This window comes from Streptomyces sp. NPDC058650 (assembly GCF_042717315.1).
Taxonomy (GTDB): domain Bacteria; phylum Actinomycetota; class Actinomycetes; order Streptomycetales; family Streptomycetaceae; genus Streptomyces.
On sequence record NZ_JBHXRL010000012.1, the window covers coordinates 104809 to 116866 of the forward strand.

Below are 12058 nucleotides of genomic sequence, written 5' to 3' on the forward strand. Positions count from 1 at the left end.
TGGTCGGCCCGTCGGCGCCCGGATCGTGACGTGCTGTCGTTCCCTTGTGCAAAACTAGGCCCTTGGTCACGGGGGCAAGGGGCCTTCGTACATGCGTATTTGGGAGTGTTGTGCGCAAGGCGAAGTGGGTGGCCGCGGCCGCCGGTGTGGTGCTGTTGGTCGCTGGTTGCGGTAGCGAGGGCGGTTCGGACAAGGGTGGTTCGTCGTCCGCGGGTTCGGCCGCCACGGGCGGTTCGGGGTCGGGCGGCGAGCGGCTCGACGGGGCCGCGGTCACCAAGGAGGTCGAGGCCGCGGCGACGGGGGCCGGCTTCACGCAGGACGCCTCGGGCGAGGACATCGCGCCGGAGCTCAAGGACTGCATGGTCAGCTGGACGGCCGACGCCGAGAAGGCCGCGGACCCGGTGAAGTCCTACGGGGCCACCGTCGCGGCCCTGACCGCCGGCGGCTGGAAGGAGTTGCGGAGCCACGAGCAGAGCGGCTCCGTGATCAAGTCCCTGCAGAAGAGCGGCTGGACGCTCCAGGCCAGCAACCACGCCCAGGGCCCGCTGAAGATGGTGATGTTCATCGCCGCGGACAGCGGTCCGGAGTGCGCGGCGAAGATCGCCGCCGACAACAAGAAGCCCGCGCAGCCCTGAGCCGTGTCCGGAAAGTAGCGCCGGCTGCCCGGAGGGCGGGAGCCGCGGCTCAGGCGGGACTTTCCGGAAAGGCGGGACCGCCTCCGCCCCCGGCGCGGCCTCGGCCGGGGGTGGGGGCGGACATCCTCAGTCGGCCGTCCTCGGCGCCTGAGGGCGGACGCTCTCAGCCGGCCGTCCTCGGCGTCGGCGCGCCCGGCGCCGTCAGCTCGATCAGTCGGCAGACCGTCTCGATGTCGATCTTCACCTGCGCGATCGAGGCGCGCCCGGACAGCCAGGTGATCAGCGCCGAGTGCCAGGTGTGCTCGATGACCCGCACCGCCGACAGCTGCTGCGGGCTCGGGTGCTCCGCCCCCATCGCGTCCAGGATGATCGCGGTCGTCAGCCGCGAGACCGTGTCGACCTCGGGGCTCACCCCGCGGTCCGCGAAGGTCAGCGCCCGCACCATCGCGTCGGCGAGCTGCGGTTCCCGCTGGAGCGCCCGGAAGGCCCGCATCAGGGTCTCCGCGACCCGCTCCGCCGGGTCGGCGCCCGCGGGCGGCCGCTTCCGCAGCGTGGTGTGCATGTGCTGGAGCTGGTCCTGCATCGTCGCGACCAGCAGGTGGATCTTGGACGGGAAGTAGCGGTACAGCGTGCCGAGGGCCACCCCGGCCGCCTCGGCGACCTCCCGCATCTGTACGGCGTCGAAGCCGCCCCGCGCCGCGAGCTGCGCGCTGGCGTCCAGGATGCGGCGCCGCCGCGCCTCCTGGCGCTCCGTGAGGGCCGGCGCCGAAGGGCCGAGGTCCGCCCTGTTGTCTGCGGTCATGGGTTCCCGTTCCGTGCGGTGGGAGCGGAGGTGGGGAGCGAGAGTATCGCGGTCCGGCCGTCGTGGCGCGAATCACCTGTTCCGGCTCTCACCAGGGAGCTACCTGCCGGTAGATTCTGTCCTCCTTGAGCGATCAGGAAGATCATGCAAGAAGATCGAGAACGATCAAGTCTGTAACTTGTTCTAGATTAGCGCGAGCGGTTACGCTCCGGCGAAACACGCTCGAAGGGGGTCGCGCATGACCGCGGAAGCCATAGAGGCAAGCCCGGCAAGCCCCCGGCAGGGCGCCACCGCGGACGGTGACAGCCCGTTGCGGATCGCTCTCCTCACGTACAAGGGGAACCCCTTCTGCGGCGGCCAGGGCGTCTACGTCCGCCACCTCTCCCGTGAGCTCGCCCGCCTCGGCCACACCGTCGAGGTCGTCGGCTCCCAGCCGTACCCCACGCTGGACGAGGGCGTGCCGCTCACCGAGATCGCCAGCCTCGACCTCTACCGCTCGCCGGACCCCTTCCGGACGCCGAAGCGCGACGAGTACCGGGACTGGATCGACGGCCTCGAAGTCGCCACCATGTGGACCGGCGGCTTCCCCGAGCCGCTCACCTTCTCCCTGCGGGCCCGGCGCATGCTCGCCGCCCGCCGCGGCGACTTCGACGTCGTCCACGACAACCAGACCCTCGGCTACGGCCTCCTCGGCGGCCCCCGGGCCCTCGGCGCGCCGCTCGTCACCACGATCCACCACCCCATCACCGTCGACCGGCAGCTCGAACTCGACGCCGCCGCCGACTGGAAGCGCCGCGCCTCCGTCCGCCGCTGGTACGCCTTCACCCGCATGCAGAAGCGCGTCGCCCGCCGGATGCCGTCCGTCCTCACCGTCTCCGGCACCTCCCGCCAGGAGATCGTCGAGCACCTCGGCGTACGCGAGGACCGCATCCGGGTCGTCCACATCGGCGCCGACACCACGCTCTGGTCCCCGGACCCGGCCGTCGCCGAGGTCCCCGGCCGGATCGTCACCACCTCCAGCGCCGACGTCCCCCTCAAGGGCCTCGTCCACCTGATCGAGGCGCTCGCCAAGCTCCGTACCGAGAACCCCGACGCCCACCTCGTCGTCGTCGGCAAGCGCGCCGAGGACGGCCCCGTCGCCCAGGCCATCGAGCGGTACGGGCTGGCCGGCGCCGTCGAGTTCGTCAAGGGCATCAGCGACGCCGAGCTCGTCGACCTCGTGCGCTCCGCCCAGGTCTCCTGCGTGCCCTCACTGTACGAGGGCTTCTCGCTGCCCGCCGCCGAGGCCATGGCCACCGGGACGGCGCTCGTCGCCACCACCGGCGGCGCGATCCCCGAGGTCGCGGGAGCCGACGGCGAGACCTGCCTCGCGGTGCCGCCGGGCGACGCGGGGGCGCTGGCCGCGGCGCTCGGGCGGGTCCTCGGCGACGCGGAGCTGCGGGCCCGCCTCGGTGCCGCGGGCCGGGTCCGGGTCCTGGAGCGCTTCACCTGGGCCCGCGCGGCCCAAGGCACGGCCGACCTCTACCGCGAGGCCGTGGCCAGGCAAGGCGCCCGTCAGGGCGTCCGCAGGTGACCGTCCCGCTCGCGCGACACCCGCACCACACGTACGCGCATCACCCCCGTCCCGACCGCGAAGGCAGGCCCTCGTGCTGACCGTCGACTTCACCCGCTTCCCGCTCGCCCCCGGCGACCGCGTGCTCGACCTGGGCTGCGGTGCGGGCCGGCACGCCTTCGAGTGCTACCGGCGCGGCGCCCAGGTCGTGGCCCTCGACCAGAACGGCGAGGAGATCCGCGAGGTCGCCAAGTGGTTCGCGGCGATGAAGGAGGCCGGGGAGGCCCCCGCCGGGGCGACCGCCACCGCGATGGAGGGCGACGCCCTCAACCTGCCGTTCCCCGACGAGTCCTTCGACGTCGTGATCATCTCCGAGGTCATGGAGCACATCCCGGACGACAAGGGCGTGCTCGCCGAGATGGTCCGCGTCCTCAAGCCGGGCGGCCGGATCGCGATCACCGTGCCCCGCTACGGCCCCGAGAAGATCTGCTGGGCGCTCTCCGACGCGTACCACGAGGTCGAGGGCGGCCACATCCGCATCTACAAGGCCGACGAGCTCCTCGACAGGATCCGGCAGGCCGGCCTCAAGCCGTACGGCACCCACCACGCGCACGCCCTGCACGCGCCGTACTGGTGGCTGAAGTGCGCCTTCGGCGTCGACAACGACAAGGCCCTGCCGGTCCGCGCCTACCACAAGCTCCTGGTCTGGGACATCATGAAGAAGCCCGCCCTGACCCGGGTCACCGAGCAGCTGCTCAACCCGGTCGTGGGCAAGAGCTTCGTGGCGTACGCGACCAAGCCGCACCTCCCGAAGGCCGCTGCCTCGGACGCCGCCAAGTGACGAGCCCCGAGCGGATCGCCGAGCACCTCGTCCTGTCCGGGGTGCTCACGGCCGAGCAGGCCGCCGAGACCGTCACCGGGATACTCGCGGTCCAGCGCGAGGACGGGGCCATACCGTGGTTCCGCGGCCACCACCTCGACCCGTGGGACCACACCGAGGCGGCCATGGCCCTCGACGCGGCCGGCGAGCACGCCGCCGCGGCCCGCGCCTACGAGTGGCTCGCCCGCCACCAGAACGCGGACGGCTCCTGGTACGCGGCCTACCACGACGGCGACCCCGACGACGTCACCGACCGGAGCCGGGAGTCCAACTTCGTCGCGTACATCGCCGTCGGCGTCTGGCACCACTACCTGTCCACCGGCGACGACGCCTTCCTCGACCGGATGTGGCCCGTCGTCTACGCGGCCGTCGAGTTCGTCCTCGGACTCCAGCAGCCCGGCGGCCAGATCGGCTGGAAGCGCGAGCCCTCCGGCGAATCCGTGAACGACGCGCTCCTCACCGGCTCGTCCTCCATCCACCAGGCGCTGCGCTGCGCCCTCGCCATCGCCGAGGCCCGCGAAGAGCCGCAGCCCGACTGGGAGTTGGCGACGGGCGCGCTCGGCCACGCGATCCGCCGGCACCCCGAGCGCTTCCTCGACAAGTCCCGCTACTCGATGGACTGGTACTACCCGGTCCTCGGCGGCGCGATCACCGGACCGGACGCGCTGGCCCGTATCGACGCCGACTGGGACGCGTTCGTCGTGCCCGGCCTCGGCGTGCGGTGCGTGATCCCGAACCCCTGGGTCACCGGCGGCGAGTCCTGCGAACTCGCCCTCACCCTCTGGGCGATGGGCGAATCGGACCGGGCCCTCACGATCCTCCAGGACATCCAGCACCTGCGCGCGGCGAACGGCATGTACTGGACGGGGTACGTCTTCGAGGGCGACGCGGAAAGCGACAAGGCCATGTGGCCGGAGGAGCAGACGGCCTGGACCGCCGGCTCCCTGCTGCTCGCGGTGGCGGCGCTCGGCGGGGAAGAGGCCACGGTGGCCGTCTTCGGTGGCGAACGCCTCCCCACGGGCCTCGAACCGGACTGCTGCGGGTCGGTCTGACCACGGACCGGGGGACCGGGTCGCGGGACCCGTACGGAGTCGCCCGGGTGGCGGACGTGGGGGACCGGGGTGAGGCTGGCGCCACAAGCCCCAGGGAGGTCCCGTCGTGCCCAGAAGTCCTTCGCGCGCTGTCGTCGCGCTGCTGCTGTCCTGCGTCCTGCTGCTGACCACCGCGGCGTGCGGCGGCGACGACACGCAGAACGCGAGCAGCGCGGCGACGCCGACGAGCACCGGCACCTTCGAGCAGCAGAAGCTGGCGAAGACCCGGTTCGTGGCCAACGCGGGCCTCGCCGCCGGTGCCACGTACCAGTGGATCGTGAAGCCGTACCGCGCGGGCAAGTTCACGAAGGGCGCGGACGGGCGGACCTTCGCCCTCGTGAAGGCGGGTCTCGCGGGTGCGTTCACGTACAACCGGCTCAAGGCGGCGGTGAACAACGCCAAGGGCGACCCGCTGCTCTCGAAGGCGGTCGCGCCGCTCACGGCCGGGATCGAGTCGCTCAAGAACCTCGGGACGAAGCTCCGCAAGGGCGAGGTCGGCGACGCGGACGTCGGCGCCTTCGAGTCCGTCATCAACAGCGTCAAGGACGCCGGCAAGAGCGCCGGCGCCGAGGTGGTCGACAAGGTGCCCAGCACGTCGGAACTGGGCGGTTGACGCTACGAGTTGAGTTCCGCGAGTACGCGGAGCGTGGCGGGGTCCGGTGAGGTGATCAGGAGGTCCGTCACCGGGCCCCGCCGCCATGCGTCGAGGCGCTCGGCGATCCGCTCCCGGGGGCCGACGAGCGAGATCTCGTCGGCGAAGGCGTCCGGTACGGCGAGCACCGCCTCCTCGCGCCGCCCCGCCGCGAACAGCTCCTGGATGCGGCCGGCCTCCTTCGCGTACCCCATCCGCCCCATGAGGTCGGCGTGGAAGTTGCGGGCGGCGTGCCCCATGCCGCCGATGTAGAAGCCGAGCATCGCCTTGACGGGCAGCAGCCCGGCCGCCACGTCGTCGCAGAGCTGCGCCCGGACCATGGGGGCCACCAGGAAGCCCTCCGGGAGGCGGTCGGGGAGCGCGTACACCTCGGCCCAGCGCTCCGGGGACCAGTAGAGGGGCAGCCAGCCGTCCGCGATGGTGAGGGTCTGCGCGATGTTTCTGGGGCCCTCGGCGCCCAGGAGGATCGGGAGGTCCGGCCGGAGCGGGTGGGTGATCGGCTTGAGGGCCTTGCCGAGGCCGGTGCCGTCCTCGCCGGTGTACGGGTGGGAGTGGTGCCGTCCGTCGAGCCGGACGGGCGCCTCGCGGCGCAGGACCTGGCGGATCACGTCCACGTACTCGCGGGTGGCGGTCAGCGGGGAGCGGGGGAAGGGGCGGCCGTACCAGCCCTCGACGACCTGCGGCCCGGACAGGCCGAGTCCGAGCATCATGCGCCCGCCGGACAGGTGGTCGAGCGTCAGCGCGTGCATGGCGGTCGCGGTCGGGGTGCGGGCGGCCATCTGCGCGACGGCGGTCCCGAGCCGGATCCGCGAGGTGTGCGCGGCGATCCAGGTCAGCGCGGTGAACGCGTCGGAGCCCCAGGCCTCCGCCGTCCACACGGAGTCGTACCCGAGCCGCTCGGCCTCACGGGCGAGGTCCAGGTGGGCGGGGGAGGGGCCGCGGCCCCAGTAGCCGAGGGCGAGTCCGAGGCGCATGCCGTGCAACCCTTCTGACGGTCCGTCAGATCGCTTTCCCGGACTGTACGCCAACGGCCCCCCGCCCGGAAGGGATTCCGGTCGAGGGGCCGTCGAAGGTGCTGTGCCGGGCGGATCAGCCGCGCTGGATGCCCGTGGTGTCCTGGAGGACGCCGCGGCGGCCGTCCTGCGTCTGGGCCACCAGGGCCGGACCGCGCTGCTCGACCGCCAGGTACCAGGTACCGGGGGCCAGTTCGGCGATCGGCGCCTGCGAGCCGTCCTCCGCGTACAGCGCGCGGGCGACCGGGACCGCGAACCAGAACGGCGCGAAGTCCGCGGCCGGCTGCGCCGCGCCCTGCGGCTGCGGGGCCGGGGCCTGGGCCTGGGCGGCCTGCGGCTCCGGCTGCTGCGGGGCGTGCGGCTGGGGAGCGTGCGACTGCGGGGCGCCCTGCGCGCCGAACGGCTGGCCGGCACCCTGCGACGGGTCCTGCGGGCCGCCGAACTGCTGCTGCGCACCCGGGTAGCCGTAGCCACCGGGGACGCCCGGCTGACCCGGCTGGCCGGGCTGCATGCCGTACGGCTGCGGGGTCTGCGGACGCGGCGCGCCCACGAGCGGGGCCTTGAGGGCCGGCACCATCGGACCGGCGATGGCGGCACCGGCGACCACGAGCGAGGCGATCAGGCCGAGGATCAGGCCGGCGCCGGCGTTGTTCGCCTCGAAGATCCACATGAGCAGGGTCCAGGCGGACGCGATGGTGAAGGCGGCACCGACCTGGCCCAGCTCCAGACCGGCCACCTTGCGCGGCTGCGGCAGGGCACGGGAGGCGACGACCAGCGCGGCGCCGGCGATGCCGAGGAAGAAGGCGCCCCAGCCGAGGGGCGAGGCCTCCCAGGAGTTCGTGGACGGCACCTGGTCGCAGATGGCCGGAGCGGCGTCACAGCCGGAGATGTCCAGGAAAGAAGCGATGAACAGCACCACCGCTGCACCGATTAGCACGCCATCGCCTCGGGTGAGGGAGCGGATATTCACGTAAGAGTCCTTCGTCGGGTCGTCGTCGCGTCGTCGTCGCGTCGGGGTGGCGCTCAAGGTCGTGGCACGGGGGCGGCCCCATATTACGGAGCGAATCTATCGCTCGCCGGTTCTACCCGTTGAGGTAGGTGGCGATGCCGTCCGCGATGCCCTGGGCCGCCTTCTGCCGCCATGCCGCGGATGTCAGCAGCTCGGCATCCTTCGGATCACGCATATTGCCGCATTCGACGAAGACCTTGGGGACGGTTGAGAGATTCAGCCCGCCGAGATCCTTGCGGACGTCCAACCCCGTACCGGAGCCGAGATAGTTGGCCGGTTCCGTGCCCGTCGCGCGCGCGAACCGGTCCGCGATGTTCTCGCCGAGTTCACGGGAAGGCCCGACGATCGGGGCCGTGTCCGCCGCGCCGGAGCTCACCCGGGCCGGGAGGATCACGTGGAAGCCGCGGTTGCCGACGGCCGAGCCGTCCGCGTGGACGGAGACGACGGCGTCGGCGGCGGCCTCGTTGCCGATCTCGGCCCGCTCGTCGATGCAGGGGCCCCAGGGGCGGTCCGCGTCGTGGGTGAAGACCACCTTGGCGCCGCGCGCGGTGAGGAGGTCCCGCAGCCGGTGGGAGACGTCCAGGGTGAAGGCGGCCTCCGTGTAGGCGGCCTCCGTGGCGGTGCCGTTCGTGGAGGTGCCGGTGGTGTCGCACTCCTTGCGGCCCGTGCCGATGTCCACCTTCGCGTTGATCTCCCGGGAGTGCCGGAAGTTCCCGGGGTTGTGGCCGGGGTCGACGACGACGGTCCGACCGGCGAGGGAGCGGGTGCTCCGCGGCGTGGAGGAGGCCGGGGGCGGGGTTCCGCTCGGCTGTCCGTCCGTGGCGGAGGGGGAGGAGGCGTCGGGCGTCGCGGTGACGGCGGGCGGGGGGGTCTGCGTCCCGCCCTTCCCGGCCGTCGGCGAGGCCTGGGACGCCTGGGAGGCCCCGCAGCCGGCGAGTGCGGCGCAGCAGCCCGTGAGGGCCAGCGCGAGGGCGAGGGTACGGGGGGCGGTCTTCCGGTGGTCGTACGGCACTCCGCGACTTTAGGCCCTGCGTGGGGCGAATGACGGTAGCGGGTAGGTCGCAGGTTGGTCACCGGCTTCGCGGAACCGTGGACGCGTGTGCGGAGACAGTGAAGGGTAGGTGTCCAGAGGCGACGGTGGGGTGTCACCGCGCATGGACCCACGAGGGGGAACCGTGGTGGGGGAACCGAACGACGCACGTCCCGAGCCGTCCGACCGCATTCCGGGAGACGGATCGTCGAACAGACCGCAGCAGGGCACGCCTGACGCCCAGAGCGGTGCCGGTGGCGGTGGTACGAGCGGGGGCTTCGGGGCCCCGGCGCCCTGGGAGGCCCCGCCGCCCGGCGGTCCGGCTCCGGGCGGCCCGGGGGCTTCGAGCCCTTCGGGTGCCTCCGCTCCGGATGCTTCCGCTCCGGGTGCTTCCGCTCCGGGCGCCCCGGCGCCCGGATTCGGCCCGCCTCCCGGGGGCGGACAGGGATACGGCGGACCCCCGCCCGGCACCGGCCCCGCGACCGCCCCCGGCTGGGCCGGCGCGGGGCTGCCGCCGCCGCCCGCCGCACCCCCGGGGTACGGTCCGCCCGGCTCCGGCGGCCCCGGGTCGCGCGGCGAGGCGAACCCGGCGCAGGCCGCCATGATCGGCCTGCTCAACCTCTCCTGCCTGGGCCTCGGCTACGTCTTCCTGCGCAACTGGATCGGTGCCGCGCTCTGCTGGGCCGCCACCGCGGCCCTGCTCGTGATGGCGCTCCCCGCCGACGTCGACGGCGTGCCCTCGGGCCTCCTCATCGGCTACGGCGTGTTCCTGCTCGCCGTCGCCGCCGACGGGGCCCGGCGGGGACTGCGCGCGACCCTCCGCCTCGGCGCCTCCTTCCGGCGCCTGGCGCTCCCGCTCGCCGTCGTGCTGCTCGCCGTCCCCGCGGGCGGATCGCTCGCCTACGGGGCGGCCCGTGACGAGGCGCGCGAGCAGGCGCTCCTCGACCGGCTCGCCGCCGCGGACGCCCAGGTGAAGTCGGCCGACGGCCTGGCCTTCGACAAGGCCCAGCCGATCCTCGCCAAGGCGCTGGACGAGTACGAGGACCTCGGCACGCGGCACACGGGCTCGCGGGCCGGGAAGCTCGTCCCCGAGCGCCTCGACACGTACTACGAGACGGTCTCCTCCCCGTACGAGAAGGAGACGTACTGCGAGGCCATCGCCCCCCTCAAGCACCTGCGCGGGCTCGCCGGCACCGTCGACAAGGACCTGCTGGGCGCCCGGCCCGCCAAGACCGACGAGCCGCTGGCCCACTCCCTCTACGAGTGCGGGACGTCGGCGCTCGGCGTCGCGACCGCCACGCCGACCGCCGCCGAGAGCCTCAACGAGCTCCTGAGCACCTTCCCGAAGTCGTCCCACGCCACCCGCGTCGAGCCGGCGATCCGGGCGGCCGTCAAGACCCGTACGACCGCACTCGACAGCGGCACCGACCCCTGCGCCGCGACCGTCGAGCTGCGCACCCTCCGGACGTCGCTCAGCGACATGACGGACCCCTCCCTCGACGGCGTCACGCGCGAGGCCAAGGAGGGGGTCCAGCGGGGCGACTTCGCCTGCGGGACCGACCAGTTCAAGGACAAGGACTTCGACGACGCGGCCAAGACGATGACCGAGTACGCCAAGGTGTACCCGGACAGCCCGCAGGCCGCGCACGCGCGCTCCATCGCCATCGCGGCGGAGATCGCCGACGAGGAGCCGGCGGCCGGCAAGAGCCTGCCTCCGTCGGAGGTCCCCGGCGGCTCCCGGATGATCCTGGTGGTGAGCAACGACGGACCGGGCGAGGTCGAGCTGCTCTACACCGGCCCGATGACCGGCAAGGTCACCCTCAAGACCTGCACGACCTGCACCAAGTACCCGGGCCCGATCCTCTCCCAGGGCAAGAAGATCAAGGCCTGCACCGGGCCGTCCTCGAAGTACCCGAAGTCGACCCTGCTGCTGCCCGCCGGTGACTACCACTTCCTCCAGAAGCGGGGCGGAAGCCTGACGGCGGCCGGGGACACCAAGACGAGCAAGATCAAGATCGAACCGGGTTACAGCTACACCAACTGCCTGTACGTGACATCGGGGTTCTGAGTGGTCGCCTCCGGAAGCCCTTCGGGGGCGGTCAGGCGGTTCCACTGGATTCGGGTGCACCTTCCCGAACGGGATCCGTGGATTCGGAGTGGCCTCGGCCGCCGGTCGGGGCTGCGTCGCGCAGTGCCGCCTCGACCCGGCGGTTGCTGGTCATGTTCGCCGTGATGGCGGTCATGGCGAGGAGGAGGCCGGCGGCGGTGTAGAGCGGGGTGCGTACGTCGTACGTGGTGGCCAGCCAGCCGCCGAGGAAGGCGCCGAACGGGGCGGCGCACATGGCGAGCATGCGGGAGGTGGAGGCGACCCGGCCCATCAGGTGGGCCGGGACGATCGCCTGCCGGAGGGAGGGCGCGAGCACCATCGTGGCGCCCATGCCGGCCCCGCAGACGGCGAGCGCGAGCCCGGCCACATAAGGATTCGGGGCGGTGGCGAGCCCCAGGACGGCGAGTCCCTCGACCGCGGCCGTGCAGGTCAGCGCGGTGCCGGTGCCGAGTCGTCGGCCGAGGAAGGAGGCGATGCCCGCGCCGAGCAGGCCGCCGGTGGCCTCCGCCGTGAGGAGCAGGCCGAAGCCGAAGGTGTCGATGCCGAGACGGTCGTGCGCGTAGAGGGCGAGGACGGTCTCCACGGCGACGAAGGCGACGTTCCCGACCGCCGGACGGAGCGCGAGCCCGAGCAGCAACCGGTCCCGGAAGACGTAGGCGGCCCCGGCCCGTGCCTGCCGAAGCAGCGACTCGCGGGCCTCCGGTACCGGCCGGGGCGAGGCGGGCAGCGACCGTACGAGCAGTGCGGAGACCGCGAACGACACCGCGTCGGCGAGCAGCGGAACCGCCCGCCCGAGCGCGAGCAGCGCACTGCCCGCGGGTGGCCCGGCGAAGCCGGACGCGGCGGTCTGGGCGCCGCGCAGGCGGGAGTTGGCGCGCTCCAGGAGTGCGGGGTCGCGGCCGAGCAGATCCGGCAGATAGGCCGTGGCGGCCGTATCGAAGAAGAGTCCGCCGAGGCCGAGCGCGAAGGCGACGGCCGCGAGCAGCGGAATGCTCAGCACGTCGAGCGCGGCCGCCGCTGCCGGTATCACGAGCAGCATCGCTCGCGCCGCGTCCGCGACCCACATCGTGCGCCGGCGGTCCCAGCGGTCCACCAGCGCGCCGCCGAGCACCCCGAAGAGCAGCCACGGCAGCGTCCCGGCGGCCGTGACGACGGCGAGCGCCATCGGATCCCGCGTCAACGTCAGCGCGAGCAGCGGCAGCGCGGCATGCGTCACCCCGTCCCCGAGCGAGGACACCGTCTGCGCGGTCCACAGTCGTCCGAACCCGGCCGGCAACTTGCTTGTGC

11 protein-coding genes are annotated in these 12058 nt (G+C 73.1%); 6 read left to right on the forward strand and 5 right to left on the reverse strand.

All coding sequences use genetic code 11. The features are described 5' to 3' along the window. Window positions 1-110 precede the first annotated feature (110 nt). Window positions 111-635: a hypothetical protein gene (locus ACFWWU_RS22310; RefSeq protein WP_384147569.1), complete on the forward strand. Its 525-nt coding sequence runs from the start codon at window positions 111-113 to the stop codon at window positions 633-635. Window positions 636-798: 163 nt separating this feature from the next. On the opposite strand, the gene ACFWWU_RS22315 is transcribed toward ACFWWU_RS22310, so the two are convergent. Beyond that, window positions 799-1437 (reverse strand): TetR family transcriptional regulator, encoded by a 639-nt coding sequence (locus ACFWWU_RS22315; RefSeq protein ID WP_384147570.1) that lies wholly within the window; start codon window positions 1435-1437, stop codon window positions 799-801. Between the two features lie 238 nt (window positions 1438-1675). Here ACFWWU_RS22315 and ACFWWU_RS22320 point away from each other — a divergent pair, with 238 nt between their 5' ends. The 4 genes from ACFWWU_RS22320 to ACFWWU_RS22335 all read left to right on the forward strand — a co-directional run bounded on the left by ACFWWU_RS22320 (window position 1676) and on the right by ACFWWU_RS22335 (window position 5573). After that, complete coding sequence (locus ACFWWU_RS22320; RefSeq protein WP_384147571.1) at window positions 1676-3010, forward strand: glycosyltransferase family 4 protein; 1335 nt, start codon at window positions 1676-1678, stop codon at window positions 3008-3010. Window positions 3011-3083: 73 nt separating this feature from the next. After that, window positions 3084-3830 (forward strand): class I SAM-dependent methyltransferase, encoded by a 747-nt coding sequence (locus tag ACFWWU_RS22325; RefSeq protein ID WP_384147572.1) that lies wholly within the window; start codon window positions 3084-3086, stop codon window positions 3828-3830. Continuing rightward, on the forward strand, window positions 3827-4921 hold the full coding sequence (locus ACFWWU_RS22330) for a prenyltransferase (protein WP_384147573.1): 1095 nt from the start codon (window positions 3827-3829) through the stop codon (window positions 4919-4921). Before ACFWWU_RS22325 ends, ACFWWU_RS22330 begins: the two co-directional genes overlap by 4 nt. A gap of 106 nt (window positions 4922-5027) precedes the next feature. Beyond that, a complete protein-coding gene (locus ACFWWU_RS22335; RefSeq protein ID WP_384147574.1) occupies window positions 5028-5573 on the forward strand; it encodes a hypothetical protein in 546 nt (181 codons plus the stop codon). A 2-nt stretch (window positions 5574-5575) separates the two neighbouring features. Here the strand turns inward: ACFWWU_RS22335 and ACFWWU_RS22340 are convergent, their stop codons facing one another. From ACFWWU_RS22340 to ACFWWU_RS22350, 3 genes are all read right to left on the reverse strand, one after another. Then, complete coding sequence (locus ACFWWU_RS22340) at window positions 5576-6586, reverse strand: LLM class F420-dependent oxidoreductase (protein ID WP_384147575.1); 1011 nt, start codon at window positions 6584-6586, stop codon at window positions 5576-5578. Between the two features lie 115 nt (window positions 6587-6701). Continuing rightward, the gene (locus ACFWWU_RS22345) at window positions 6702-7595 is read right to left on the reverse strand and encodes a DUF5336 domain-containing protein (RefSeq protein ID WP_384147576.1); all 894 of its coding nucleotides are present in this window, start codon (window positions 7593-7595) and stop codon (window positions 6702-6704) included. A gap of 112 nt (window positions 7596-7707) precedes the next feature. After that, a complete protein-coding gene (locus ACFWWU_RS22350; RefSeq protein WP_384147577.1) occupies window positions 7708-8646 on the reverse strand; it encodes an N-acetylmuramoyl-L-alanine amidase in 939 nt (312 codons plus the stop codon). A gap of 619 nt (window positions 8647-9265) precedes the next feature. Here ACFWWU_RS22350 and ACFWWU_RS22355 point away from each other — a divergent pair. Beyond that, window positions 9266-10732, forward strand: a complete 1467-nt coding sequence (locus tag ACFWWU_RS22355) for a hypothetical protein (RefSeq protein ID WP_384147578.1) — start codon at window positions 9266-9268, stop codon at window positions 10730-10732. A 31-nt stretch (window positions 10733-10763) separates the two neighbouring features. On the opposite strand, the gene ACFWWU_RS22360 is transcribed toward ACFWWU_RS22355, so the two are convergent. Beyond that, window positions 10764-12047 carry an MFS transporter gene (locus tag ACFWWU_RS22360; protein ID WP_384147655.1) on the reverse strand — a complete coding sequence of 428 codons (1284 nt, stop codon included), beginning with the start codon at window positions 12045-12047 and terminating at the stop codon, window positions 10764-10766. Between the last annotated feature and the right edge of the window lie 11 nt (window positions 12048-12058).